General features: G+C 37.5%; 26 protein-coding genes. 12 read left to right on the forward strand and 14 right to left on the reverse strand.

Annotation, left to right across the window (positions count from 1 at the left end; genetic code table 11):
• Positions 1 to 13: 13 nt before the first annotated feature.
• The 4 genes from AC3EA5_RS13010 to AC3EA5_RS13025 all read left to right on the forward strand — a co-directional run bounded on the left by AC3EA5_RS13010 (position 14) and on the right by AC3EA5_RS13025 (position 2617).
• A complete protein-coding gene (locus tag AC3EA5_RS13010) occupies positions 14 to 361 on the forward strand; it encodes an ASCH domain-containing protein (RefSeq protein ID WP_488608726.1) in 348 nt (115 codons plus the stop codon).
• A gap of 2 nt (positions 362 to 363) precedes the next feature.
• On the forward strand, positions 364 to 804 hold the full coding sequence (locus AC3EA5_RS13015; RefSeq protein ID WP_488608727.1) for a DUF2269 family protein: 441 nt from the start codon (positions 364 to 366) through the stop codon (positions 802 to 804).
• Positions 805 to 848: 44 nt separating this feature from the next.
• The gene (locus tag AC3EA5_RS13020; protein WP_488608728.1) at positions 849 to 1136 is read left to right on the forward strand and encodes a hypothetical protein; all 288 of its coding nucleotides are present in this window, start codon (positions 849 to 851) and stop codon (positions 1134 to 1136) included.
• A 101-nt stretch (positions 1137 to 1237) separates the two neighbouring features.
• Complete coding sequence (locus tag AC3EA5_RS13025) at positions 1238 to 2617, forward strand: Glu/Leu/Phe/Val family dehydrogenase (protein WP_488608729.1); 1380 nt, start codon at positions 1238 to 1240, stop codon at positions 2615 to 2617.
• 472 nt (positions 2618 to 3089) lie between these two features.
• On the opposite strand, the gene AC3EA5_RS13030 is transcribed toward AC3EA5_RS13025, so the two are convergent.
• From AC3EA5_RS13030 to fumC, 3 genes are all read right to left on the reverse strand, one after another.
• Entirely contained in the window at positions 3090 to 3341 is a 252-nt protein-coding gene (locus AC3EA5_RS13030; protein ID WP_488608730.1) for a hypothetical protein, read from the reverse strand.
• Positions 3342 to 3502: 161 nt separating this feature from the next.
• Complete coding sequence (locus AC3EA5_RS13035; RefSeq protein ID WP_488608731.1) at positions 3503 to 4519, reverse strand: NADP-dependent oxidoreductase; 1017 nt, start codon at positions 4517 to 4519, stop codon at positions 3503 to 3505.
• Positions 4520 to 4536: 17 nt separating this feature from the next.
• The gene (gene fumC, locus AC3EA5_RS13040) at positions 4537 to 5916 is read right to left on the reverse strand and encodes a class II fumarate hydratase (protein WP_488608732.1); all 1380 of its coding nucleotides are present in this window, start codon (positions 5914 to 5916) and stop codon (positions 4537 to 4539) included.
• Positions 5917 to 6152: 236 nt separating this feature from the next.
• Between fumC and desA the strand changes: the two genes are divergently transcribed.
• The 4 genes from desA to AC3EA5_RS13060 all read left to right on the forward strand — a co-directional run bounded on the left by desA (position 6153) and on the right by AC3EA5_RS13060 (position 9409).
• Positions 6153 to 7193, forward strand: a complete 1041-nt coding sequence (gene desA, locus AC3EA5_RS13045; RefSeq protein WP_394191104.1) for a Delta(5) desaturase DesA — start codon at positions 6153 to 6155, stop codon at positions 7191 to 7193.
• Between the two features lie 144 nt (positions 7194 to 7337).
• Positions 7338 to 8474 (forward strand): sensor histidine kinase, encoded by a 1137-nt coding sequence (locus tag AC3EA5_RS13050; RefSeq protein WP_488608733.1) that lies wholly within the window; start codon positions 7338 to 7340, stop codon positions 8472 to 8474.
• Positions 8471 to 9073 (forward strand): response regulator, encoded by a 603-nt coding sequence (locus tag AC3EA5_RS13055; protein WP_488608734.1) that lies wholly within the window; start codon positions 8471 to 8473, stop codon positions 9071 to 9073. The genes AC3EA5_RS13050 and AC3EA5_RS13055 overlap by 4 nt, the downstream gene beginning before the upstream one ends.
• Positions 9074 to 9115: 42 nt before the next feature.
• Complete coding sequence (locus AC3EA5_RS13060) at positions 9116 to 9409, forward strand: hypothetical protein (protein ID WP_488608735.1); 294 nt, start codon at positions 9116 to 9118, stop codon at positions 9407 to 9409.
• A gap of 102 nt (positions 9410 to 9511) precedes the next feature.
• Here the strand turns inward: AC3EA5_RS13060 and AC3EA5_RS13065 are convergent, their stop codons facing one another.
• Entirely contained in the window at positions 9512 to 10750 is a 1239-nt protein-coding gene (locus tag AC3EA5_RS13065; protein WP_488608736.1) for a hypothetical protein, read from the reverse strand.
• 30 nt (positions 10751 to 10780) lie between these two features.
• The gene (locus tag AC3EA5_RS13070; RefSeq protein ID WP_488608737.1) at positions 10781 to 11665 is read right to left on the reverse strand and encodes a hypothetical protein; all 885 of its coding nucleotides are present in this window, start codon (positions 11663 to 11665) and stop codon (positions 10781 to 10783) included.
• A gap of 226 nt (positions 11666 to 11891) precedes the next feature.
• On the opposite strand from AC3EA5_RS13070, the gene AC3EA5_RS13075 reads away from it, so the two are divergent.
• Positions 11892 to 12854, forward strand: a complete 963-nt coding sequence (locus tag AC3EA5_RS13075) for a calcium/sodium antiporter (protein ID WP_488608738.1) — start codon at positions 11892 to 11894, stop codon at positions 12852 to 12854.
• 71 nt (positions 12855 to 12925) lie between these two features.
• Here AC3EA5_RS13075 and AC3EA5_RS13080 read toward each other — a convergent pair whose 3' ends face one another.
• From AC3EA5_RS13080 to AC3EA5_RS13095, 4 genes are all read right to left on the reverse strand, one after another.
• On the reverse strand, positions 12926 to 13666 hold the full coding sequence (locus AC3EA5_RS13080) for an amino acid ABC transporter ATP-binding protein (RefSeq protein WP_488608739.1): 741 nt from the start codon (positions 13664 to 13666) through the stop codon (positions 12926 to 12928).
• 35 nt (positions 13667 to 13701) lie between these two features.
• Positions 13702 to 14403 carry an amino acid ABC transporter permease gene (locus tag AC3EA5_RS13085; protein WP_488608740.1) on the reverse strand — a complete coding sequence of 234 codons (702 nt, stop codon included), beginning with the start codon at positions 14401 to 14403 and terminating at the stop codon, positions 13702 to 13704.
• Positions 14390 to 15214, reverse strand: a complete 825-nt coding sequence (locus AC3EA5_RS13090) for a transporter substrate-binding domain-containing protein (RefSeq protein ID WP_488608741.1) — start codon at positions 15212 to 15214, stop codon at positions 14390 to 14392. Before AC3EA5_RS13090 ends, AC3EA5_RS13085 begins: the two co-directional genes overlap by 14 nt.
• Before the next feature lie 189 nt (positions 15215 to 15403).
• A complete protein-coding gene (locus AC3EA5_RS13095) occupies positions 15404 to 17041 on the reverse strand; it encodes an acyl-CoA dehydrogenase family protein (RefSeq protein WP_488608742.1) in 1638 nt (545 codons plus the stop codon).
• Between the two features lie 165 nt (positions 17042 to 17206).
• Between AC3EA5_RS13095 and pepF the strand changes: the two genes are divergently transcribed.
• Complete coding sequence (gene pepF, locus AC3EA5_RS13100; protein WP_488608743.1) at positions 17207 to 19027, forward strand: oligoendopeptidase F; 1821 nt, start codon at positions 17207 to 17209, stop codon at positions 19025 to 19027.
• Between the two features lie 42 nt (positions 19028 to 19069).
• Here pepF and AC3EA5_RS13105 read toward each other — a convergent pair whose 3' ends face one another.
• Positions 19070 to 20023 (reverse strand): DMT family transporter, encoded by a 954-nt coding sequence (locus AC3EA5_RS13105; RefSeq protein ID WP_488608744.1) that lies wholly within the window; start codon positions 20021 to 20023, stop codon positions 19070 to 19072.
• Between the two features lie 188 nt (positions 20024 to 20211).
• Here AC3EA5_RS13105 and AC3EA5_RS13110 point away from each other — a divergent pair, with 188 nt between their 5' ends.
• Positions 20212 to 20694, forward strand: coding sequence for an Lrp/AsnC family transcriptional regulator (locus tag AC3EA5_RS13110; protein WP_488608745.1), 483 nt, complete (start codon positions 20212 to 20214; stop codon positions 20692 to 20694).
• Between the two features lie 160 nt (positions 20695 to 20854).
• Here the strand turns inward: AC3EA5_RS13110 and AC3EA5_RS13115 are convergent, their stop codons facing one another.
• The 4 genes from AC3EA5_RS13115 to AC3EA5_RS13130 form a co-directional block, all read right to left on the reverse strand.
• Positions 20855 to 21481, reverse strand: a complete 627-nt coding sequence (locus AC3EA5_RS13115; protein ID WP_488608746.1) for a protein kinase family protein — start codon at positions 21479 to 21481, stop codon at positions 20855 to 20857.
• A gap of 305 nt (positions 21482 to 21786) precedes the next feature.
• Positions 21787 to 22059, reverse strand: coding sequence for a hypothetical protein (locus AC3EA5_RS13120; RefSeq protein WP_488608747.1), 273 nt, complete (start codon positions 22057 to 22059; stop codon positions 21787 to 21789).
• A 269-nt stretch (positions 22060 to 22328) separates the two neighbouring features.
• The gene (locus tag AC3EA5_RS13125) at positions 22329 to 22973 is read right to left on the reverse strand and encodes a YczE/YyaS/YitT family protein (protein ID WP_488608748.1); all 645 of its coding nucleotides are present in this window, start codon (positions 22971 to 22973) and stop codon (positions 22329 to 22331) included.
• A gap of 149 nt (positions 22974 to 23122) precedes the next feature.
• Complete coding sequence (locus AC3EA5_RS13130) at positions 23123 to 24784, reverse strand: FAD-binding dehydrogenase (protein ID WP_488608749.1); 1662 nt, start codon at positions 24782 to 24784, stop codon at positions 23123 to 23125.
• A 229-nt stretch (positions 24785 to 25013) separates the two neighbouring features.
• Between AC3EA5_RS13130 and AC3EA5_RS13135 the strand changes: the two genes are divergently transcribed.
• Positions 25014 to 25997, forward strand: a complete 984-nt coding sequence (locus tag AC3EA5_RS13135) for an NAD(P)/FAD-dependent oxidoreductase (RefSeq protein ID WP_394191068.1) — start codon at positions 25014 to 25016, stop codon at positions 25995 to 25997.
• Positions 25998 to 26178 lie beyond the last annotated feature (181 nt).

A 26178-nucleotide genomic window follows, 5' to 3' on the forward strand; every position in this document is an offset into this window, starting at 1 on the left:
GGTGGAAAAACACATGACAAATCAGCACGATACACATTTACCAGCAAAAACATGTTCAATCGAAAAATTAGTGACAATGAAATCTGATGTTGAAAAAGTATTAAAAGGCGAAAAAACAGCCACACGCCGAAATGGTCGATATGCTGATGTGGGCGAGATTATGGTGTTAGATGGCCATTCGTTTAGAGTGGATCAAGTCTACCATCAATCACTCGGAGAACTAACAGATGTACATGCACAACAAGAAGGTTATGATTCCGTAGAAGCTTACAAACAATCCATTTTGTCTTATCATCCAGGAATGCCTTGGTTACCTACTATGAAAGTATGGGTTCATGAATTCAGTCAGGTTAAAGAATAATTATGAACAAGATTTATGTTTCAATTATTTTCATTCACGTTTTGAGTGCCGTTGTTTCAATTGGTCCTCTATTTGTTTTATTTTCACTAATAAGTAAAATGCATCATTCTAATGATCACACTGACAAAGCATACATTTCGATTTTTCGTTCTATCGTACGTTTAATTAAACATGCCGGTCATGTGCTCGTTGGATCAGGCATTCTATTGGTTATAATGGGTCCATGGAGTTGGAAAACCCCTTGGATTATTTCAACCATTGCGTTAATGGTCATTTCGATTTTCTTTTTAGCCCGTGCATTTTCGCCAAAACTAAAGAAAATGGAAGAATCGAATTCAGATAAACACATGTTGCTTAAACAATTGAAAACGTCGACATGGACTTATATTGGTCTACTTGCACTAATGTTAGCTCTAATGGTAATCAAACCTACACTATGGTAAAAATAAAGTACAAAGCTACATACAACAGAAAGAGGTGTTTGAATATGCAAGAAGTACCTAAAGAACTGGACGGTGGATTAGTCATCAAACATACCGTAAGTCCTGAAGATCAAAAGCTAGGCATGATGTTTTTTGAAGAAAAGGATGGATCAACAACAGAAGTAACAATTATGAGTTTAGCGATTGTTCATTATGAAGAAGAAAACGACTATTATGTTTTCATGTGTGATCAAAATTGGGATGTTCAAGATGATTACAAAGTGGATTCCGTAGACGATGGCATCGCTTGGGCAGAAAAGAATTTTGATGTTGAAGAGAAGCAATGGGTTTAAAAAGAGTTTAAAATGCTTAGATTTGATAAAGATCATTGGTTATTGAAGTCTTCTTTGGGTATAGATAGAAGAGAACTTACTTTAGCGGAGGTGCTTCACTAGTGGAAGAACAAACAAGATCGATTATTCAACAATCTTTGGATGCATTAATGGATAATAAACTGTTTTTACCTGATTTAAAAGAGGACATGAGAGTCAAAGCTTTCAAATCCTTAAACGCCATTCTATCGACACCTAACCAAATACATAAATCGTTTTTAAGGTTGCCTTTAGAAAATGGCGAAGTCGTACGAATTCCTTCTTATCGCGTTCATCACAATGACGCTTTAGGACCTTATAAAGGCGGGATTCGTTTTCACGAGAGCGTTAACGAAGAAGAAGTGACGAACTTAGCATTTCTGATGACGTTAAAAAATGCGCTTCATAATGTTCCTTTCGGTGGTGGTAAAGGTGGAATCGTGGTTGATCCTAAATCTTTCTCAGATAAGGAATTGCATCGAATTTGTGTTAAATATGTCCGATACTTTAATCATGTAATCGGACCTGATAAAGACATCCCCGCTCCAGACGTTGGTTCAGGTGAACGTGAAATGGATTGGATGATGGCAGAATACAAAAAAATAAATCACGGAAAACCTTATTTAGGTAGCTTTACCGGCAAGAGTGTCGCAAACGGCGGATCTCTTGGACGTCGCGAAGCAACTGGTAAAGGGGTATATTTCACATTCCGTTATTTAATGCATGACTATTTGAATGCGAATGCAAATAATTTATCTGTATCGACAAATCCATTTGCTAAAACAGCACTTTCATATGCTAATCGCCCGTTAACTGTAGCTGTTCAAGGGTTTGGTAATGTAGGTTCTGTCACAGCACTAGAAGCTTATAATTGCGATTATATAAAAAATAAAGTGGTTGCGGTGAGTGATCGGAATGCAACTTTATATAATGCGGAAGGACTTGATATTCCAGCATTAGTTGCGTTCACAGCTTCAAACCGTGGCGATCTACCAAGCACAGAAGAACAATTGAAATCATCCGGTATCATAGCGACTATTCAGCCTCGTGAAGATATCTTAACGATGGATATTGATGTTTTATTCTTAGCTGCATTAGAAAATCAATTACACGATGGAAATAAAGCCGATATTAAAGCGGGAATTATAGTCGAAGGGGCAAATGCTCCAACAACTGAAGAAGCCGATAACTATTTAAGCCAAAAAGGTGTCGTCATCTTACCAGATATCCTTGCAAATGCCGGTGGTGTAATTGTTTCTTATCTAGAATGGCTTCAAGGTCGTGAAACGCAGTTCTACAGCGAAGAAGAAGTTCATAATCAACTAATCGCGAAAATGAAACATACGATGGATACGATTTTGCCACAATATTTTGGGGATCCATTCCCACTTCGTCAAAATTGTTTCATCCATTCGGTCATGCGTCTATCGACGGTGCTTTATCGTCAAGGTAAGCTTTATTAAAAGTGCTCTGTTATATATTTCGCATAAAACAACTGCACAAGAACGTAACCAAAAAGGGGCTGTATCAAGATTCACTTTTCGTGACTCTTGGGACAGCTCTTTTTCTAACTAGAGGAACTGGCTGATTTCCATTTCAGCGGACGCTTTCCGCGGGCAAGACTTCAGCCGCTTCCTTCGCGTGGCTCAGTCCAGGGTCTTCAGTTCTTGCTAATTCCGCTGGAGTCGCCGCCTTCATTTCAATCAACAATACAAATACAATCACTTTGGTACATCTTTAAAATCTCTAACCTCTTCAGTAGAATGATTCTGCAAGCTTTTTTAGCAAGAAAGTGGTTTTCTGAAGACTCCTGTGAAAAAACCAAATACGCTAGACCCCACATGCTCAACTGTCGTAGACAGATGAGTCGAGGAGACTAGCGTTTCGTCCGCGGAAAGCGAAAGAAGTAACGAACCACCTTCGTTATCCATTATTTTAAATTGCTTTTTCCTTTTGAAGTTCTATCAAAATAGGATCTGTTGTATGTGCATAATCTATTTGCATCTTTTGAAGTTCAAGTCGCATTTTTTCTGTTTCGGCGATGAAGTTTTGCTGTTTTACTTTTTCCAATTCGAGTTCTGTAGCAAGCATCTTAGCCTTTTGCTTCGTATTTGATTTTAAGTGATCGCTCACTATCGCAATAATTGGTATTGAAAAAACCATGATAACTGCAATTGTACCTGTCATCTCTCCACCCCACTTTTATTATGTAAGTCTATCTTCATGATTAAGTATTTACTATCTATTCTCTTCTTCATACGCATGCTCCTGCAAAAAGGTTTCAAAACTACAAATTATTCGGTAAAAAAACCGCTCGGATATTAATCCGAAGCGGTTAGGTTTCATGTCTATTTATCTATATTGGAAACTTTCACAAGTGACTTCCCAATATTCGCACCTTCAAATAAAGCTAAGAATGCGTCAATTGTTTGATCGAATCCTTCTGTTATCGTTTCTTCATATTTGAGCTTACCTTCTTGCAACCATGTCGCTAAATCTTTCGCCCCTTCACTATATCGAGACGAGTAGTTACCAATTGTAAATCCTTGCATCAATGAACTCGTTTTTATTAAATAACCTTGAACGCGAGGACCAACGTCTAATTGTTCATTGTTATAAGAAGAAATAGCACCGCAAACTGGAATTCGCGCGAAATTATTGAGTAGCGGGAAGACTGCGTCTGAAATTTCTCCCCCCACATTTTCGAAGTACACGTCTATTCCATTAGGACATGCATCCTTTAAAGCTTCTTTCACATTTTGAGTTTTATAATTAATTGCCTCATCAAAACCTAAATCATTAAGCAAGAACTTCACTTTTTCATCTGAACCTGCAATTCCTACTACTTGTGCACCTTTAATTTTGGCTATTTGCCCTACGATAGAGCCTACTGCACCTGCAGCTCCAGAAACAACCACCGTTTCACCTGCTTGTGGTTTTCCAATATCTAATAATCCGAAGTATGCTGTTAAGCCTGTCATACCCAACACACTTAAATATGTTGAAGCAGGTGCTATTGTATGATCAATTTTTCTAACAGATTTTTCATTTGCGATTGAGTATTCTTGCCATCCGAGTGCCCCTAAGACAACATCACCCTTTTCAAAGAAGGATGACTTGGATTCTACAACTTGCCCAACAACTCCACTAGTTAGAACTTCGTTCAATTGAAATGGTGGAATATATGATTTTGCATCGTTCATTCGACCTCTTAAATATGGATCAACTGAAATGTAGACTGTTTTAATTAGGACTTCTCCCGCTTCTGGTTGCGCGATTGGCACATTAACTACTTCAAAATCATTATGTGTCGGCGTTCCTTCAGGTCTATTTTTTAATAAAATCTGTTTTTGCATTGGATTCATCCTTTCTCCCTTAAGTATTACTTCACCATTTTCGACGGATCTACAAATTGATCGAATTCTTCTTCTGTTAAATACCCAGTTTCCATTGCGGCTTCTTTTAACGTTAAGCCTTTTTCATGTGCAAGTTTCGCGATTTTTGCAGCTTTTTCATACCCTACATGAGGATTTAGAGCTGTAACGAGCATTAAAGAATTATTCATATGCTGTTCTAGTTGCTCCTTGTTTGGCTCAATCCCTACCACACAATGATCATGGAAACTACCGATGGAATCGCTCAGTAAGCGAACGGATTGCATGAAATTATAAAAAATGACTGGTTTGAATACGTTCAGCTCAAAGTTCCCCTGGCTTGCAGCTATTCCTATCGTCACATCATTGCCCATAACTTGAGTTGCAACCATTGTGATCGCTTCACTTTGAGTTGGATTCACTTTACCAGGCATGATGGAGCTACCTGGTTCATTTGCAGGAATCGTAATTTCTCCAATTCCACTACGCGGCCCACTCGCTAGCCAGCGTACATCATTCGCAATTTTCATGACGTCAGCAGCCAAGGCTTTCATTGCCCCATGAACATAGACCAATTGGTCATGACTCGTCAGTGCATGAAATTTGTTTTCTGAGGAGGTAAATGGATAGCCTGTTTGCTGGCTAATCTCTTTAGCTACGCGCTCACCGAACTCTGGATGTGCATTAATTCCCGTCCCAACCGCCGTTCCACCTATGGCAAGTTCCTGTACATGAACAAGACTTTCCTGAATCATTTGTTCACATTTCGCAATCATATGTTTCCAGCCACTCACTTCTTGTCCAAGTGTTAAAGGAGTTGCATCTTGCAGATGAGTTCGGCCGATTTTAACGATGGATTCAAAAGCTTTCTCTTGATTAGAAAGCGTGTCATGTAAAACTTTTATTTTTGGCAATAAATTCTCATTAACCGATATGACACCTGCAATATGCATGGCTGTTGGAAACGAATCGTTTGAGCTTTGTGATTGGTTGACATCATCATTAGGATGTAAACGTTCGTCACTATCATTTTCAACTAAGAACTGATTACCCCGATTAGCAATGACTTCGTTCACATTCATATTGGTTTGTGTACCACTTCCAGTTTGCCAAACAACAAGAGGAAAATGATCATTCCATTTACCTTCAATAATTTCATTAGCCGCTTTAGATATGGCATCTTTTTTACTAGCTGATAAGTTGCCGAGCTGATGATTAACGATTGCGGCAGCTTTTTTCAAAATGGCATAGGCAGAAATCAATTCCATCGGCATTTTTTCAGACCCTATCGCAAAATTTTCTTTACTTCGTTGCGTTTGGGCACCCCAAAGTTTATCTGCAGGTACTTGAATCTCTCCAATAGAATCTCTTTCAGTTCTGAATTTCATGAATAAAAACTCCTTCCTTTATCTACGTATTTTCTATTTAAAAGCCACACATCTTAAGTAAAATCATACGCCACTATACTGAATTATTAAAACCATCCGACTCCGTACCTATATGACACTTGTCATACTCTTCACTTGACGTTTGTGTCTTTTATTAGCTGCTCCTAATGCCTATTATTAAGGAACAGGATTTATTTATGAAAATTCAAACATTACAGATATTCAAGGAGGACGCTATGAGTAAAGAAAAAACAATGCAATTACGCAAACAAGTAGCTCAATTTGAAAAGTCAGATACGGCTGCTAGTGTTAAGCAAATTATTAACACGATTCCACCGTTCTTCATTTTATGGTTTTTGGCTTACCAAGCTTTAGACATCTCCATTTTCTTAACAATTGCTTTAGCGATTGTAGCATCAGGTTTCGTCGTTCGTGTATTCATCATTTTCCACGATTGCACGCACGGTTCCTTCTTTAAAAACAAAAAAGCAAACGCTATTTTAGGCACAATCACAGGGATTATGACCCTGTTTGCATATGAAAAGTGGAAACGTGATCACTCTATTCACCATGCAACTAGTAGTAACTTAGACAAACGCGGAACAGGCGATGTATGGGTTATGACAGTTGATGAATATATCGAAGCATCACCAGGCAGACGTTTTGCTTACCGTTTATACAGAAATCCTATCGTTATGTTTGGTCTTGGGCCGTTATTTTTATACTTAGTGTCTAACCGTTTCAACCGCAAGGATGCTCGTCCTAAAGAACGTAACAACACATATTTCATTAATGCAGCAATCGTTGCATTATATGGCGGTATGATTTGGTGGATCGGCTTGCCAGCATTCGCGATTATCCAAGGTACTATTTTAATCGTAGCTGGTTCATTTGGAATTTGGTTGTTCTACGTTCAACATCAATTCGAAGATTCGTATTTCGAAGATGAAGATCAATGGGATTATGTGAAAGCAGCAGTTGATGGTAGCTCATTCTACAAGTTACCAAAAGTTCTTCAATGGTTAACTGGAAACATTGGCTATCACCACGTGCATCATTTAAGCCCACGAGTGCCAAATTACAACTTAGAACAAGCTCATGAACTAACACCACCTCTTCACCAAGCAACAACCATAACGCTTAAAACAAGTTTGAAGTCAATTCGATTCCGTCTATACGATGAAACGAAAAAAACATTCGTTGGATTTAAAGAAATTCAACATTTACTGAACAACACGAAAACAACACTTCAACGCTCTAGCGTTCAAGAAAAATAAGAGTTTAGAAAACCATTCCGCTCATGGAATGGTTTTTCTGTCTGTTATACTATTTAGAAAAGCAGAATGTGACTGTAACAACAAGATTAATTCTTGAAATTCTTTCATAATCAATTCAACCATTTTCATGTCCTGGAGGTTCCTATGCAAAAGTGGTATCACATTTTCCCTAAAAATCCTTACATCAGTATTTACGTATGGATTATTTTTTGTATTTTGCCCTTATTTTATATATTCAAGTCTTATTCACCATTAGAAAGTTTACTGGGACTTTTACTCGTTGTAGGTTTCTTTCTTTCTTATAGACAATCTTTTATTTCCAAAGGATGGCGCATGTATGTCTGGGTTGCCTTTCAAATTGTAATTAGCATCACCCTCATCATTCTTTTCGGATACTTTTTCTTTTCATTATTCTTAGCCTTTTTCATTGGAAACATTCGAAACAGAGCTGGTTTTATTACGATGTTTGTTATTCATCTCGTGACGACAATGATTTCAGTGAGCATTGGGTTTTTCACGCAATATGAACTTTTCGTTACGCAATTTCCTTTCATTCTAATCGGAGTGATTGGTGTGATTTTGTTGCCCTTTAATTCTCACAATCAAATTAAAACAGAGAAACTAGAAGGTCAATTAGAGGATGCGAATAAAAAGATTTCACAGCTTCTAGTTATTCAAGAAAGGCAGCGTATTGCGAGAGATCTTCATGATACATTAGGACAAAAACTTTCATTAATCGGTTTAAAAAGTGACCTAGCAAGAAGAGTAATCGATCAAGATCCCCTTAAAGCAAAAAATGAACTTTTAGATATAAATCACACCGCACGGATTGCTTTAAAAGAGGTTAGAGACCTCGTTTCCAACATTCAAGTTGGAAAGTTAGAAGACGAATTGGTTCGGGTTCAACAAATTCTTAAAGCCGCTGAAATAGATTTCCGCGTTAAGGGAAATCCAGTATTAAAAGATACCCCTTTACTCGTTGAAAATGTCTTAAGCATGTGTTTAAAGGAAGCCATCAACAACGTCGTCAAGCACAGCCAAGCAACATTCTGTCACGTCTTAATCAAACAGTCTTCCACTGAGTTATTTCTTCAAGTTCAGGATAACGGAGTTGGACTAAGTAGAGATAATGCCAATACAGACGGCAATGGAATAAGAGGTATGAGAGAAAGACTAGAATTTGTAAATGGTATTCTTTATGTGTCTGAAACTGAAGGAACGACGGTCAACATTCGTATTCCTCATGTAATCCTGCAATCTGAAATGGAGGAACTGTCATGATTCGAATAATTATCGCTGAAGATCAACGGATGATGCTTGGAGCATTAGGATCTCTTTTAGATTTAGAAGAAGATTTAGAAGTTGTAGGCCAAGCACCAAACGGAGCCGAGGCCATTGAATTGGTTAAACAGTTAAATCCTGATGTTTTTATTACTGATATTGAAATGCCAGTAAAGAGCGGCCTTGATGCAGCTGAGGAATTAAAAGACCATCCTTGTAAAATCATTATCCTTACAACCTTTGCACGATCAGGATACTTTGAACGTGCGAGAAAAGCAGGTGTAAGTGGCTATTTATTAAAAGACAGTCCGAGTGAGGATTTAGCCAACTCCATTCGATTGATAATGGACGGACGACGCATCTATGCACCGGAGCTTGTTGACTTAGCTTATAGCGGTGAAGACAATCCTTTAACAGAACGTGAGCATCAAGTTCTTGAATTAATTGCAACGGGCAAAAACACAAAAGAAATAGCTAGTGAACTATACATCACAACCGGCACAGTTCGAAATTACATTTCAGTTATTTTAGATAAGCTCGATGTGACAAATCGCATTGAAGCGATTTCCCGTTTTAAAGAAAAAGGCTGGTTTAAATAAAGAGCCAAAAGTTTCACAACTTTCCGAAACGAGGATTCTCCCATGGACCAAAAAATGATGACCGAGTATATCATTCAAAAATATCAAGAAGATGAACAAATTATGATTCAACTATTTGTTCAATGGTGCCAAAATCACGAGATCGATCCTTTTGCACTTTACCAAAAAGCTTATCCCACTCAAGGTACGAACGAAGCCATGAAAGTTATTATCGATCAAAACGAACCACTTGAATTAGAAATCGATACTGGAACGTTAATTGAAGTTCTTCAGCTGTTTGGCAATGATGACTTAGCGTTTGTGGTTTCTAAAGAGGCAGAGAGATTAATAAAATGATTGCTGTTTTGTGGAGAAAATGATGTTGTAGTGGTTATTAATCCAAATCATATAAAACGGAACCCCTTCTTGCATGGGGTTCCGTTTTTTCTTTAAGTAATATTATTGATTGAATGATTGTGACATCGCTGCTAATCCAAGACCAAGATCTAGTCCAAGTTCGCTTGATTCATTCTCATCATTCGATTGTATCCATAAACCAGCAGTTGCATTTAACATTGAAGTAAAAGAATTTTCTTCTTCAGAATCTAAACCAACCATAGATGCAACATCTACTTCAGTTCCTAAACGTGAAGAATTTTCTGTGCTTTGTGCTTCAATTAATGCCGCTACAGCTGCCATAACTTTTGCAGATCCTTCGTTATCAGCTTCTTCAGAGCTTAGACCTAAGTTTGTTAAAGACTCAGTTCCAAGTGCAAAAGATGATGAATCATTTTCTTCATTAGATTCAATAACATTTGTGATTGTTGTGTTGTTGTCAGCCCCTAAAATTGATGTTGAATCATCACTCTCAAGCATTGCATTTAGGTTTCCACCGACATTACCTTCAGTTGTTGAAGTCGTAGAATTATTTTCTTCATTGACAACAGTTTCGTTGATAAGATCAGCGTTACCATCAGCGTTTACTGCTGCTGATTCGTCTTCGCTTTCAACTACTGCATCAACTGATCCTTCTGCAGCCGCTTCTGCTGTTGAAGAAACCGTATCGTGTTCTCCATCAATGACTGTTTCATTCATAACACCAGCATTGCCGTCAGCGTTTACTGCTGCTGATTCGTTTTCGCCTTCAACTACTGCTCCAACTGAACCTTCTGTAGCCGCTTCTGTTGTTGAAGAAACCGTATCGTTTTCTTCATCAATAACTGTTTCATTCATGACATCAGCATTGCCGTCAGCGTTTACTGCTACTGATTCGTCTTCACTTTCAACTACTGTTCCAACTGAACCTTCTGTAGCCGCTTCTGTTGTTGAAGAAACCATGTCGTTTTCTTCATCAATGACTGTTTCATTCATAACACCAGCATTGCCGTCATCGTTTACTGCTGCTGATTCGTCTTCGCCTTCAACTACTGCATCAACTGATCCTTCTGTTGTTCCATCAACTGTAGTGTCAAGTGAATCATCAGTAGTCTCAACTTTCACATCTGAACTACTATTGTTTTGTGAATCAATCACTAAATTATTGTCATCATTTGAATCGAAAATGTTCAAGTTCTCTACTAAACCATCATTTAAGTTTAATAAAGAATCATTTTCTGCCGCAGATGTTGTACCTGCTCCGATTAATAGACTTGCTGCTAATCCACCTGTAATTGTTAAAGTTCTGAATACGTTTTTCATTTATAATTCTCTCCTTTTAAAATAAGTTTTTTAAATTCGACTTATCGTAAAAAGAGAAGATTGAGGTGGTTGTGACGGTGGTGCATTTAACCATTGATCAAAAAATAATCGTTCTTTTCCAAAGTATGAAAAAGTCTTATACGATTGATCAACTTCAAACGTGTTAAAAATTCCTAATGTTAGCCCAGCATTTGTCGAACTCGGACTATTTTGTGTGCTAGGACCTGAAGGAATAGTGGGAATCACCTTGATTTGTTCAATGTTTTCCATACCTCTAAACGGAACAACTGGTTGTTCATTTAGCAAATCAAACTCTTCAGTTTTAGTGTCTTCTGAACTCAATTGAATATCGTCTGTTTCTGCTTCCTCAAAAATATCAACGGACTCAGGCTTTACATTTGGTTCTACTAACGTGACTTTTTTAGTCTCTACCCTATCACTAACTTCTGCTTTTTCAATCACGTTAGTTGAAGTTTCTATGATTGGTTCCACTTTTACATCCGTTGGAACATCAACTTGAACAGGTTCAGAAACTTTAATTTCTGCAACCGGTGTTTCCACCTTCACTACTGGTTTAGTTGAAACTTCAGACTCAATTACGGGTGTATTAACTTTAATTGTTGGTTTGTCTGATAATTCCACTTCTACTAGTGGCTTTTCATCGATGACAGTTTCCGTAACACTTTGAGTGGTTTCATTTACCGTTTCTACCAATGCCGATACAGGCTCATTCGTTTCAACAGGTAACACTTCGTCCACTTTAGAAGTAGTTTCAACAACTTGATTCGTTGTCGTCTCCACAATATCAGTCGTGGTAGTTAACGTATTCTTAAGCAATCCGCCTTCTGCTGAAGCAAATGATGGAATACTGAGAACACCAAAAAGAATTACCGTCTGCCATATTCGTTTTTGCACGTCGTCATTCACCTCCTTTCAATGCATTTGATAGGCTAACGAAATTGAAGATTGTTTAAATCACTTTTATTTAAAAACATTACTTTTTTACCATTTGTTTTATAGTTTTCTTACAAATAAATACATCACTACTATAAAAAACTACACCATTTTGTTTACCCAATTCCTAATGCTCGTAACCCTTATTTTTATTTGTTACTATAAAAAATAAAAACGAGGTCTAGCAATGACTTATCTCTTATTGATTGTCGGGTTTGTTTTACTTATGATTGGTGCCAATTATTTCGTCAAAGGTGCCTCGAATATTTCTGCATTACTTAAAGTTCCACCTATATTGGTCGGTCTAACCATTGTTTCATTTGGAACAAGCTCTCCTGAAGCAACCGTTAGTATCATTGCTGCATTAAATGGAAATGACGATGTTTCTTTAGGTAATGTAGTAGGAAGTAATATGTTCAATACGTTATTAGTTTTGGGTGCTACTGCATTTATTGCCCCGTTGGTAGTAAATAGCCAAACAATCCGTAAAGAAATCCCTTTTTCTTTTTTAGCCACTATTACATTGCTTGTTTTAATGGCTGATATCTTTTTACAAGACTTCACTGGAAATGCATTGACTCGCAGTGATGGTTTAGTTCTCTTACTTATATTTGCGGTCTTCCTATACTATATTTTTGAAGTAGCTCGAAAAAGTCGCAATAACTTTGAAGAACCTGAAACAGTCTTGGAAGAAAAAGATAAAGGGTGGATCAAAAATGTAGTCTACACTATTGGGGGACTTGCTGCTATTGTGTTTGGCGGAGATTTCGTGGTAAAAAACAGCACTGAAATCGCATTGTCTCTAGGTATGAGTGAAGCACTTGTTGGGCTCACCATTGTCGCTGTAGGTACATCGCTTCCAGAACTCGTTACGTCAATTGTTGCGGCCTTGAAAAAAGAAAGTGAAATCGCACTTGGCAATATTATCGGAAGTAACATTTTCAATATTCTTTTTGTATTAGGGGCTTCTGCTACCATTTCTCCAATCGGAGTAAATGCCTCCTTATTTACGGACGTCATTGTTTTACTGGCCTTTACCGTGATCGTTCTTATCTTTGCATTAACACATTACAAAATAGGTAAAAGAGAAGGATTATTTCTAGCTTTGTCTTATATCGTGTACATGATTTATATAATTTTGCGCAACTAATTGGTGGGAAATTTTCAAAAACAAAAAGGGCTCCCAGTAAGTCAGTCTTCACTGACTTTTGGGTAGCCCTTTTAATGTACTTGTATAAGATTTAAAAATTGACGCGTGCGTTCTTCTTTAGGTTGTGTAAACATTTCATTGGGTTCGCTTCGTTCGATAATCTTTCCTTGGTCCATAAAAATAACTTCGTCAGCAACATCTTTCGCAAAGCGCATTTCATGTGTGACAACGACCATCGTGATACCTTCATCCGCTAAATCCTTCATGACTTGTAACACTTCTCCAACTAATTCAGGGTCTAGAGCAGAGGTAGGTTCATCAAATAACATGACTTTTGGTTCCAGAGCTAAGGCACGTGCAATGCCTACACGTTGCTGTTGACCACCAGATAGTTGATGAGGGAAGAAGTCGAGTTTATCACCCAGACCCACTTTAACTAATAAATTCTCAGCCCTTTTACGTGCTTCCACTTTCGAAAGTTTCTTCACGATAATCGGTCCTTCCATGACGTTTTGAAGAACAGTCATGTGTGGAAATAAATTATAATGTTGAAAAACCATCGCAGATTTTTTTCTTAAAGCATCAACTGATTTTTTGGGTACCTTCGTTGAAAAGTCAGTTGTTTGATCGTCGATTGTAATACTCCCCGACGTTGGTACCTCTAATATATTCAGGCATCTAAGTAAGGTTGTTTTACCGGATCCAGATGGTCCGATTACAACGACTACTTGCCCCTTATTAATTTTCAGATCAATTCCCTTTAGCACTTCTAATTGTCCAAACTGCTTGTGTAATCCATTTATTGTAATCATAATGTACTCCTTTCTTTTTCATCTGTTCAATTCAGTTATCTTGTTACGTATCGATCAAATCGATGTTCTAATCTGCCTTGAATGATAGAAAGGAAGAAACAAATGATCCAGTAAATGGCCGCTGCTTCAACATAAAGAAGTAAGAACTCATAATTAGTTGCTGCAATTTCTTGAGCACGTCGAAACATTTCCGTAACAAGAATTAACGAAGCTAATGACGTGTCTTTCACCAATCCAATAAACGAGTTAGATAACGGCGGGATAGACACACGTGTAGCTTGCGGTAAAATGACACGTTGTAACGATTGGGAATATGTCATTCCAATCATTTGAGCTGCTTCCCACTGACCTTTCGGTATGGAAAGAATAGCGGCACGTATAATTTCAGAAGCATAAGCACCGACATTCAATGAAAATCCTATGACCGCTGCTGGAAAAGGATCGATGACGATTCCTAATGTAGGAAGTCCGTAAAATAAAATAAATAATTGAACTAATAAGGGTGTTCCTCGAATAATCGACACATAAAATCGTGCAATCCATTGAAATATTTTAACGGTTGAAATACGAGCTAATGCTGTGAAGACAGCAAGAATTAATCCAAGAATAAACGCAATAATACTTAAAGGAAGCGTAAAGACAACTAGACCCTCCAGCAAAGGCTGGAGGGAAGTTTGAGCGATATCTATATATCGCTCCATTTTATCGGGCTCTATGTTAAAACTATTCCAAAACATTTTCGCCAAACCATTTTTCAGAAATTTCGTCGTACGTTCCATCTTCAATCATTTCTTTTAACGCTTCATTTACCGCTTCCACTAATGTGTCGTTCCCTTGGCGGAACATTAATCCACTTTGTGCTGCATCGTCTGCTTCTGCTACGATTTTAATTTTCGCATCAGGTTTTTGCTTCTGGAAATCCAATACAGAAAGTTTATCGTTAATTGTTACATCTACGCGTTTTGAATTTAGAAGCTCAATTGCTTGGTTAAAGCCTTCCACGCCAACTAATTCCGCGCCGTTTGTTTTTGCAATTTCTCCATAGTTACTTGTTAGTGACTGCGCTGCTTTCAAGCCTTTAATATCTTCAAAACTTTTTACGTCTTCATTATCTGAGTGTGTGACCAATACAGCTGCAGATGAAATATATGGCTCAGAAAAAGCATATTTTTCAAGGCGATCTTCACGAATACCTACTTGGTTCGCAATCATGTCAAATCGTTCAGAATCAAGTCCTGCAAACATAGCGTCCCATTGTGTTTCCATGAATTTCGGTTCAACACCTAAACGTGCAGCAATTTCTTCGGCAATCTCAACATCAAAGCCTGTTAACTTCCCACTCTCATCATGATAAGTAAAAGGAGGGTAAGTTCCTTCTGTTCCAATTAACAATTCGCCATCTTCTTTAACTTTTGCCAGTAAATCAGTTGTTTCTTCTTTTGAACCTATATCTTTATTGTCACTTGCATCCTCATTCTCAGAAGTTCCACATGCCGATAACATCAGGACTCCAATTAATAAAACTAACCATATTTTAAACTTTTTCATTTGTATTCCTCCTAATTCAGATAAACTTACTTGGTATTAGTTATCTTATCCGAAGTATATGCTTGCGTCAAAATAAATTGCTTATTCCTTTAATACGCGAACTATTAAGAATACTTTCATTAATTTGACGATTACTTTTAGAGTGTGTAATACAGAAAAAGTTATGATTTTTCTTTAGAAATAATTATTCTAAAGAAACAGTTTTAAACTCTTTGCTTCTGCTCCAAATTCTCGTAGATTCCATGTGTTTTCTAAGTAAATGTCAGCGAACAATTCATATCTACTACCCAATTTATGTGCTACCTCGATTGCAACTAAACTCTCATACATCCAAGCCATTTGCTTAGCAATTATTTTCGCCTCAAGGGTTTGAGTATTTTCATCCAACAACGCAAATTTTACTAGTTTTTCGTTTAAGTGAGCTAACTCCTTTTGAACAATTTCAAATCTGCTATCCTGTGTTTTAATATGTGAAAGTCTTTGTTCAACAAATTTCACGAATAACAAATGCGCATCAAATTTCCGCACTAGACGAACAAGTTCAAGCCCTAGAATATTTGCAGTTCCTTCCCAAACAGTTAGCACTTGTGCATCTCGAAGCAATCTTGGTGTGACGAAATCTTCGATATATCCGTTACCTCCGTGCAGCTCAATGGCTTCATGAGCAAAATGAATCGCTTGCTCTGCTGACTCTTTTTTCATTATGGCAATAAACAATCGATTTAGAATGATTTCCTCTGACGTTCCATTTCCAGCAACCACACGATCATACAATTTGATTAAGTCAAAAACCGTTAATAATTCAATTTCATGCTTTGCCGTTAACTGTCCAATCGTGTCTTGAACCATAGGAAAATTAATCAGTTTTTGACCAAACGCATCACGATTTTCAGTATATTCCTGCGCTTCAGTTAATGCTCTTCGCATAATTCCTAGAGAGGCAACAGCATTACATATACGTGACAAATTCAATGCTTCCATCATATATTTCAGTCCATTTGCAGGATCACCAACTACATAAGCAATTGCTCCATCAAACTCGACTTCCCCACTTGGAACAGCACGTACTCCTAGCTTATCTTTTAATCGTCGGATGGATATCCCATTCAAACTTCCGGTTTCATTACGCCATGGAACCGCAAATAGTGTTAATCCTTTTGAACCTGAAGTAGCCCCTTCAATTCGAGCTAACACCATTGCAACTCCAGCCATTCCTGCATTTGATGCAAAATACTTTTCACCATATAATCGATAGTCTTCGCCGTCCTTTACAGCGCGAACGATATTCGCTCCTACATCAGATCCCCCTTGTCGTTCTGTTAAAAAGGTGGCTCCTTCAAAAAGCTCAACATCTCCTGTGGCACAAACATGCGGAAGAAATTTCTCTTTTAACTGGTCACTTGCATAATGATCTAGCAAAAAAGCAGTGGCCATCGTCAACGTGACCGGACAATAAAACCCGGCTTCCGCCTGAGACAATACATAGCCTTGTGCAAAACTGTATAAATAATTCCCTTGGCTCTTAAGCTCAGGTATTTCTTTGTGGACATAGCCAACTATTCCCGTCTCATACGTTTCTTTGACCGTCTGTAGATAACCCTCGTTCACCCAAACAGTCGAAGAATCATCTCCGAATTTATCGTATTTAATTAATTTTGGTTCTCCCATGCGGTCGGTATGCTTTGCTCGTTCATCGATTTCATTCGCCACTTGCTCACCAAAAGCTTTTAATTCTTTATCTGCAAATTGAAAAAAAGGTGTATCCAATTCGCTGCGCAAAATATGTTGAAGTGTTTGATCTGTTAAATAAAAATTACGTCTCACCATTTCCCCTCCATTCGTTTTTTCTAAGTCTAGATTCTATGTAAATCACCTATCTACTATTATTTTACACTTTCGAAAATAAAATAATTTAATTTTCACACATTTGATATAGAAACCTTTATACTATTAATTAGTTCGTATTTCGTAACATTAAGGGGAGATGAGCAAATGGTTAAAGGTTTACCTGCACGTTCTGAAGTAACAGTTGAAGAAACTTGGAATTTAGAGGATTTGTTTTCTTCAGAGAAAGAATATCAAGATGCAATTTCTGAGCTAGTTCAGTTAGTAGATTCATTTCACTCGAATTTCAAAGGGAAGATTACAGACAGTGATTCTGCAATAGAAGCCCTAACAGGGTATGCTGCTGTTTATGAAAAATTCACACCTATTGGTGCTTATGCAAGTCTAGCTTTCAGCACTGACCAAACAGATAACGAAGCACAAATGCGTTCAGGCAAATTTAGTTCAATCGCTGCATCCATAAGCAGTAAATTATCTTTTGTAGACAGTGAATTACTTGAGTTGTCAATGGATGAGTTGAATGAAGCGATGAATAAATCTGAGGAATACGCTCATTATTTGAAAGAATTAATTCGACAAAAACCACATCAGTTGCACCCTGAGGTTGAAAAGACATTAGCTGCCTATTCTTCATCTTTCTCAGCACCATATGGTTTGTACAATACAACTAAAATGGTCGATTTATCTTTTGAAGACTTCGAAGTGAATGGCAAGAAATACCCCTTAAGTTATGTTTCATTTGAAGGGGATTGGGAAGCTGAAACCGATACAGAAATTAGACGTGCTGCTTTTGATTCCTTTTCAAAACAAATAAAAAACTATCAACACACAACTGCTAAAACGTATGATATGAAGTTGCAAATAGAAAAAACCACGTCGGATTTACGTGGATATGACAACATTTTCGACTATTTATTATTCGATCAAGAAGTCGATCAATCACTTTACAATCGTCAAATTGATTTAATTACAAGTGAGCTTGCACCTCACATGAGAAAATATGCTAAACTTCTGCAAGATGTTCATGGCCTTGATAAAATGACTTTTGCCGATTTGAAAATCCCATTGGATCCGTCTTATGAACCGAAAATTACGATTGAAGAATCTAAAAAATACATGAATGATGCTTTAGCAATTATGGGAGACGATTATTTAGATATGGTCAATCGTTCGTTTGATGAGCGATGGATTGATTTTGCTCAAAACACTGGGAAATCTACAGGTGCATTTTGTTCAAGTCCATATGGGTCACATCCGTACATTTTAATCTCATGGTCTAGTCGTATGAACGAAGTATTTGTTTTGGCACACGAACTCGGACATGCTGGTCATTTCTATAATGCACATAAGAAACAAAACGTTTTCAACTCTCGTCCATCTTTATATTTCATTGAAGCACCTTCAACGATGAACGAAATGTTAATGGCGAATCATTTACTAGAAAACTCGGATGACCCGAAATTCAAACGCTGGGTTATCTCCTCTATTGTTGCTCGCACGTACTATCACAATTTTGTGACGCATCTATTAGAGGCAGCCTATCAACGTAAAGTTTATGAGCGTGTGAATGCAGGTGAAAACGTAAATGCTGGCATTTTGAATGAAATCAAAAGAGGTGTGTTAGAAGAATTCTGGGGAGATGCGGTTGAGATCACTCCTGGAGCAGAATTAACTTGGATGCGTCAACCTCATTACTACATGGGATTATATCCATACACATATAGTGCAGGTCTTACAATCTCAACTCAAGTATCAAAACGCATTTTATCTGAAGGCGAGTCGGCTGTAGCGGATTGGTTAGAAGTACTTCAAGCAGGAGGAACTAAAACACCTGTTGAGTTAGCACAAATGGCTGGAGTCGATGTAACAACTGAACAACCGCTTCGTGATACGATAGCTTATATCGGAGAATTGGTTGATGAATTAATTAAGCTTACAGAAGAAATTGAAGGCGTAGCAACTAAATAGACAAAAGCCGATTGCCCTCTTTAATGGGACAATCGGCTTTTATTATTCTTTCTTCAGGGCTAATGACGCCGATGAATCAGCGAGAGGAATGCGTTTCCACTCGAACCTCTTTAGCAATCGAAGATGATTTGATTTAACCATCGTAAACATAATACTACCTAAAATAACGGTTAAGCTTCCGATACCTTGTACCACCGTCATACTTTCACCTAAAAACACAAAAGCAAGAATTGCGGTGAAAACAGGATTGAAATTCAAGAAAATACCGGATGTTGTTGCTCCTAGTTTTTGAACACCAATATTCCATAATAGCATGCAAACGACTGTCGAAATTACTCCAGTATATAGAATCGATTGAACAAAAGATCCATCGATTTTTTCGATTGTAAAATCACGAAGATGAAACGGGATTAACATGATTACACCAAATATGCCGGAGTACATGGTTGCCATCAAAGGAGTGGTGTAGGACATTGCCCACTTACTACATACAGCATATAAACCCCAAACAGCTACAGCTGCCATCATGAATAAATCTCCTCTATTAAATTGAAAAGTTAGTAATGTTTCGAGATGCCCATTTGTCAAAACTAATAGAACACCACCTAGAGAAACCAACATGGCAATTAATTGAAACAAGTTGATTTTCTCTTTCAAAAACAAATAGGAACTTAAGGCAATGGAAAACATATTTAAAGTCGAAATCAGTCCAACATTTGTGGCTGAGGTAAAATCAAGTGCAACAAATTGAAATAAATTAAACATTACAACGCCCGTACCCCCCATTAAAACTAAAGGAACAATCGCTTTTTTGTTTGGCCTTAATGATTTTTCTTTCCACCATACAATTGGAATTAGACAGGCAACCGCAATGAGCCAACGTAATAAGGTTAATGTAGACGGTGAAGCATGTTCAACAAGTGATTTGCCTACAACAAAATTCCCACCCCAAAGTAAGCTCGTAAATAATAACAACAAATAATAGATATACGGCATGATGATTGCTCCTTCGTCATTCTTACGATAGAATAATTCTAGCATCAAAGGATAAATAACCATATATCATTTCGTTAATGTGAATAAATTCGAAACAAACGAATGTAATTTCGATAATAACTTAATTTTATTCTGAATAAATATTATTTTAAGCAGATTTACAGAAGAATTAAAAAGGAGTTTTCCCAATGGAACCAACGAGTGACAAAAATTTAGACAATCTAGATTTATTTATACTTGATATCTTGCAACGTTCATCAGATATTAGTAATGCCGAACTTGGAAGACGCGTTAATCTGTCACCCCCTGCAACGCATGCGCGTATTAAACGTTTAGTAAGCGAAGGGTATATCAATCGGCAAGTCGCTATTTTAGATCAAGAAAAACTCGGGTTTGATTTACTCAGTTTCGTATTTATAAGTACTGACATTCACCATGCTGAAAAACTGGAGGTTCTTGAACAGAATTTAGTGGATATGCCCGAAGTGTTGGAATGCCAATGTTTGACTGGAGAATTCGATTACATTCTAAAAGTCGCGAACAAAGATCGACGGGATCTTGAAACATTTATTCGCAAACTAAATAAATTAGGTATCTCGAGAATTCAAACTACTTTAGCCCTCCGAGAAGTGAAACAATCAACGATTTTACCTATTATCAATTCGAGATGAATACATGTAAAAAGACATCAACAAAAGTCAGTAAGTACATGACTTTTGTCGATGTCTCCTTTATAGATTTGTTTGATAAATATGCTTGTGGAATTCTCGGAAAGCCGCTTCGCCTTCTTTTGGCTTTTTCGTAGTTCCCCCATATATTGTCAGACTTCACTTACTTGGCTTTTGCACTGTTAAACGCTTTTGTAATGATTGGTTTTCTATAAAAATAAGCGAATATATTTAAGATCATAGTGGGAATTTTTTTCGGAAACATTCTCTTTGAATAAAAGCGATAATACACATACTTTAAATCGTCCCACTGACTACAATTTTTCGTTTGATTAAATCGAGCCACATCAATCAACTTAACTTCATCATTTGTCGTAATAAACAAATTCCTCAAATGTATATCCGATGGATTCAAACCTCTTTCAGCAGCCAATGCAAGAGCATAATCAATTTCCCGAACATGAGATCCCTTAATAGCTACCCCATCATTTACACATTCAAATAGAGTACGTCCTTGAATGTAATCCATAACGATATAATTTTCTCCAAAAGCGTAGATTGTAGGAAAATAGGATATCCCCTTTAATTTCAGGTAAATTTCTGTTTCTTCTTTTGCAATATGTCTAAATTCGGGGAAAAAGATTTTAATTGCTTGATCAGATTCTTTTATTCGAAAAACATACGCACTTCTGCCAGTCCCTATTAACGTAAGAGAATCGTCATAGGACAGAAGCCGATTGTTTTTATTAGATATATTTACTGTACTAGCTAGTTGTTGATAGGCATCCATATGGTAACCCCCTATTCATCATAATGCAAAGTAAAAAGACGTTAGAACCAAATAACCGGTTTTAACGTCTCAAAATAAATAAAAGACCTCACCAAATATGCGGTAAGGTCTCGCAAACAACTTACGTTGCCAACAAAGCCGAGGATTCCCATCCCGTATTGACGACTTTGCTGTATAGCTACTCCCCTTAAAGGAAGTTAAATTTGTAGTTTTGTATTGCAAGTATATAAGCTGGTCCATACGTAGTCAATTATTATGCATTAGTTAGGTAAAACTGTAGTTCATTAGGAACAACCTTCTATCAACTAGGCATTGAAATTTCTACCTTGTTTATTCGCTATGTCAGTTGCAGGATTATTCAAATCGGTTTCTTGTTTTGAAGATTGTTGTTGATTATTTTGATCGACTTCAAAGGAATTCGTCGTTTTAAAATCATTTTCTTGTTGTTCAAATTCATGATTATGTGTCTTTTCGTTTTCATGCTTCTCATGCTCGTCGATTTTCTCTTTCTGATTCTCACGTTCTTCTTTCTTCACATGGTCAGGTTCAAATTCGGGAAAATTATCTTTTTTCGTCAATGAAATCTCCTCCTCAAATTGAATGTACTTCTTTTAGTATTCCCTAAACATACTAAATAAAAACGTTTGAAGTACATCATTAATCGACTGTTCCTTTCTCCACTGGTACGCAAGCTTCGAAACAACAAGGTTCTTTGTAAAGAAAATCACAAATTCATTAATAGAACCATTAGAGAAGAAAAGCCACCCTTTCTCGATGAATTGAGATAGAGAGGCTTAGGAAAACTAAGTGTACTTTTTAAATTGTCTTAAAAAATTTCATACGTTTTTTAGTAATTAGATGCTTCTGGTTTTCCTACTTTATCTGTGCAAAGATAGGTTCTAAACCTTGTAATTGGTCCGATAAATAATTGAATTAGAGGTCCAATTGAAAACGTGACGATAAATGTCCCAATGCCAATAGGTCCACCAAGAAGTAAAGCAATAATTAAAACCGTAACTTCCATAACCGTTTTTGAAAAAGCTAAACTTCTTCCCGTTCGATATTGGATAGCCATCATTAGTGTATCCATAGGATTGCGTGCAAAATTTGATTGCAAATAGCTTGAAATCCCAAGTGCAATAATGAGAATCGCGCCGATAAACATTAAAACACGTAGAGCAAAACCTTCTGGTGAAAATGATGCAAATACAACAATTAACCAAAAATCAATCAGAGAGCCAATAATCAAGATCGTGATGACTGATAAAAATTCAGGCATTTTTTTTAAAATCAAACTGTTTAATAGGATAAGAAAAATACCAATCAGCAAAATCCATGTGCCGACCGATAAGCCAGTGTGATCAGACAGCCCAACATACATAGCATCCCAAGCACCAGCGCCTAGGTCTGCTAAAATCATGACACTAATGCCTAAAGCTAAAAAACTTAATCCGATTATATAAAATAAACCGATAATCATTTTATTTTTCATAAGGTAAATCGACTCCGTTCAAAATCTAATTTCACCATCTTAACACGAAATCGACTTGAACTCTTATTTTTTCAATTCATTGAAAAGGAGCAAAAAAGAATTTAGTCTCATAAACGAGACTAAATCCTTTCTAAAATGATGCTTATCTATCACTCAGTTGATACTTTTATATTCGCTATCGCTCTTCCAGCTTCTCTTCCAGAAAACAAGCATCCGCCTAAAAAAGTCCCTTCCAAAGAACGATAACCATGTACTCCACCCCCACCAAATCCAGCTACTTCACCAGCTGCATACAGTCCTGGAATGTATTCTCCCGAAGCATTAAGGACTCGTCCGGATAAATCAGTTTGCAACCCACCAAGTGTTTTGCGACTAATGATGTTTAACCGGACTGCAATTAAAGGTCCATTTTCCGAATCAAGAAATTTATGCGGAGATGCTACCCGAATCAGTTTATCCCCTATGTAATTTCGAGCTCCTCTTAGTGCTGTTATTTGAAGATCTTTCGTAAATTTATGAGTTATCTCTCGATCACGAGCGAGGATTTGTCTTTTTAAATCCTCATGATTAATTAAGTTGTCGCCCGTAAGTTGATTCATTCCATCAACGAGCTCTTCAAGTGTGTTAGCCACTACAAAGTCTTCTCCCTTATCCATAAATGCCTTAACCGGGGCAGTGGGACCAGGCAAAATGCGGGAAAGCACTTGTTTTATGCTTTTGCCTGTTAAATCTGGATTCTGTTCAGATCCAGATAACGCAAACTCCTTCTCAATGACTTTTTGTGTCAGAACAAACCAGGAATAATCATATTCCGTTGCTTGAATGGTTTCGAGTGTACCTAGCGTATCAAAGCCGGGAAAATTCGGCGCTTTAAATCTTTGGCCATTCGCATCAAACCACATAGAGGACGGGCCCGGTAATATACGAATCCCGTGCTTTTCCCATACTGGATTCCAGTTTTGAATTCCTTCTGTGTAATGCCACATTCGATCACGGTTAACAATTCTTCCTCCTGCACGCTCTGTAATTCCAAGCATTCGTCCATCAACATGCGCTGGAACGCCAGAAATCATTCTTTTTGGTGGTGTACCTAATCGCTCTGGCCAATTTTTCCTAATTAAATCAAAATTCGCTCCAATTCCGCCACTCGTCACTAAAATCGATGAAGCTGTAAATTCAAATTCCCCTGTTACTTCTCGGGAACTTGCTTCACCTCGTTTCGCTTCACTTGCAATGAGAATACTACCTTTCACACCTACTACTCGCCCATCTTGCATTATTAAATCATCCACTCGATGTCTTGGTCGATAATCAACTAAGCCTTTTGCAATTCCTTCTCGAAGTCGGTCTTCAAAAGGCTTAATAATCGCAGGTCCCGTACCCCACACAATATGGAATCTAGGAACTGAATTACCATGCCCTTCAGCCAAGTATCCGCCACGTTCGGCCCATCCTATGACAGGGAAAAAACGAATTCCTAAACTATGTAGCCATTCTCTCTTTTCATATGTCGCAAAATCCAAGTAGGCTTTTGCCCATTTTCTTCCCCATTTATCCTCATCTTCTCGATCGAATCCAGCTGAACCTAACCAATCTTGCAAAGCGAGATCATGTGAATCATGTATTCCTAGACGGTGTTGTTCCGGTGTATCTACTAAAAACAATCCTCCGAAAGACCACCAAGCCTGTCCTCCTAATGAAGCTTCAGGTTCTTGATCCAATAACATCACTTTACGTCCAGCTGCTACTAATTCTGCCACCGCCACTAAACCCGCCAAGCCTGCACCAACCACCACCACATCGGCTTTCACTGAATGCACCTCATTCATTTCTATGTATTTTTTTCCTATTGAATGTATTCTAGAAGGAGTAAATAGATTCCTTTTATTTAAATAGGAATGTGATGTATTATAGGATAGTAGATATAATATTTTGAACCTTTCTCATTCTTTTGACTGAAATCAAACAAATTTTTACTTATGTTTGATTGACAAGTGGTAAACTCATATTAGTCTGATTTTAAATTAGGAGTGAATATACTTGAAAATTTATGATGTAACGATAGTCGGAGCAGGTCCTGCGGGATTATTTACTGCATTTTATGGTGGCATGCGACAAATGTCAGTAAAAATTATTGAAAGCTTACCAAACATCGGTGGGCAATTAACAGCGCTTTATCCAGAAAAGTATATATACGATGTAGCTGGTTTCCCAAAAATCCGAGCGAAAGATTTAGTAGACAATTTGTCTGAACAACTTTCTATTTTCGCACCAACTATTGTAACCGGGGAATCTGTTGAAGATTTAGCGAAACTGGAAGATGGAACTTGGCAATTAACAACGAACGAAGGCCAACATCTTTCGAAGACAGTCATTTTCACAAACGGTAACGGTGCATTCGAGCCGAAGCGTTTAGAATTAGAAGAAGCTGAAAAATATGAAGGAAAGCAACTTCATTATTTTGTTGACGATATGGGTACTTTCGCAGGAAAAGACGTTGTTCTATTTGGTGGCGGAGATTCTGCAGTAGACTGGGCATTAATGCTTGAGCCAATCGCGAAAAGCGTAACCCTTGTTCATCGCAGAGATTCATTCCGCGCGCATGAACATAGCTTAGAACTACTTCGTCAGTCTTCAGTAGTAGTGAAAACACCATATGTTGTCGATCATTTTGAGCCTAAAGACGAAGCATTCACTCATGTAGCTATTCGTAGCTCTGAAGGGGAAGTTGAATTGTTACCTGCTGATCACGTAATCGTCAATTACGGTTTCCGTTCTTCGATTGGGAAAATGAAAGAGTGGGGCATGGAGATGGAGCGTCAGTCAATCGTTGTCAATTCGATGATGGAGACGACACTTCCTGGTGTCTACGCTGTAGGTGACAGTAACACTTATGCTGGTAAAGTAAAATTAATTGCATGTGGATTTGGTGAAGCACCAATCGCAATTAATTCAGCCAAGCATTTCGTTGAACCTGAAACAAAGAAACATGTAAAACATTCAACAGATTTATTTTCACATTAAAAAACACAGGGGAGTCCAGTAAGTCATATAAGATGGCTTACTGGACTCCCCTTTTCTATGTCATATGCTTGTCGATGATACAGCTTATCCACTTCTCTTGCTCCTGCGTTTACTTGTCACAAACACAAAAACCATTCGCTATTAAGCTTTGGTGTTAAAAAAGCGCTAGATTCCCAAGAAT

Source organism: Paenisporosarcina sp. (genome assembly GCF_057785155.1).

Bases quoted from the DNA above. Each gene is read 5' to 3' on its own strand.
- AC3EA5_RS13055 (WP_488608734.1), top strand. From the start codon at position 8,471: ATGATTCGAATAATTATCGCTGAAGATCAACGGATGATGCTTGGAGCA.
- AC3EA5_RS13030 (WP_488608730.1), bottom strand. From the start codon at position 3,341: ATGACAGGTACAATTGCAGTTATCATGGTTTTTTCAATACCAATTATT.
- AC3EA5_RS13010 (WP_488608726.1), top strand. From the start codon at position 14: ATGACAAATCAGCACGATACACATTTACCAGCAAAAACATGTTCAATC.
- AC3EA5_RS13050 (WP_488608733.1), top strand. From the start codon at position 7,338: ATGCAAAAGTGGTATCACATTTTCCCTAAAAATCCTTACATCAGTATT.
- AC3EA5_RS13090 (WP_488608741.1), bottom strand. From the start codon at position 15,214: ATGAAAAAGTTTAAAATATGGTTAGTTTTATTAATTGGAGTCCTGATG.
- AC3EA5_RS13065 (WP_488608736.1), bottom strand. From the start codon at position 10,750: ATGAAAAACGTATTCAGAACTTTAACAATTACAGGTGGATTAGCAGCA.
- AC3EA5_RS13060 (WP_488608735.1), top strand. From the start codon at position 9,116: ATGGACCAAAAAATGATGACCGAGTATATCATTCAAAAATATCAAGAA.
- AC3EA5_RS13095 (WP_488608742.1), bottom strand. From the start codon at position 17,041: ATGGTGAGACGTAATTTTTATTTAACAGATCAAACACTTCAACATATT.
- AC3EA5_RS13115 (WP_488608746.1), bottom strand. From the start codon at position 21,481: ATGGATGCCTATCAACAACTAGCTAGTACAGTAAATATATCTAATAAA.
- AC3EA5_RS13085 (WP_488608740.1), bottom strand. From the start codon at position 14,403: ATGTTTTGGAATAGTTTTAACATAGAGCCCGATAAAATGGAGCGATAT.
- AC3EA5_RS13020 (WP_488608728.1), top strand. From the start codon at position 849: ATGCAAGAAGTACCTAAAGAACTGGACGGTGGATTAGTCATCAAACAT.
- AC3EA5_RS13080 (WP_488608739.1), bottom strand. From the start codon at position 13,666: ATGATTACAATAAATGGATTACACAAGCAGTTTGGACAATTAGAAGTG.
- pepF (WP_488608743.1), top strand. From the start codon at position 17,207: ATGGTTAAAGGTTTACCTGCACGTTCTGAAGTAACAGTTGAAGAAACT.
- AC3EA5_RS13075 (WP_488608738.1), top strand. From the start codon at position 11,892: ATGACTTATCTCTTATTGATTGTCGGGTTTGTTTTACTTATGATTGGT.
- AC3EA5_RS13105 (WP_488608744.1), bottom strand. From the start codon at position 20,023: ATGCCGTATATCTATTATTTGTTGTTATTATTTACGAGCTTACTTTGG.
- AC3EA5_RS13110 (WP_488608745.1), top strand. From the start codon at position 20,212: ATGGAACCAACGAGTGACAAAAATTTAGACAATCTAGATTTATTTATA.
- desA (WP_394191104.1), top strand. From the start codon at position 6,153: ATGAGTAAAGAAAAAACAATGCAATTACGCAAACAAGTAGCTCAATTT.
- fumC (WP_488608732.1), bottom strand. From the start codon at position 5,916: ATGAAATTCAGAACTGAAAGAGATTCTATTGGAGAGATTCAAGTACCT.
- AC3EA5_RS13015 (WP_488608727.1), top strand. From the start codon at position 364: ATGAACAAGATTTATGTTTCAATTATTTTCATTCACGTTTTGAGTGCC.
- AC3EA5_RS13125 (WP_488608748.1), bottom strand. From the start codon at position 22,973: ATGAAAAATAAAATGATTATCGGTTTATTTTATATAATCGGATTAAGT.
- AC3EA5_RS13035 (WP_488608731.1), bottom strand. From the start codon at position 4,519: ATGAATCCAATGCAAAAACAGATTTTATTAAAAAATAGACCTGAAGGA.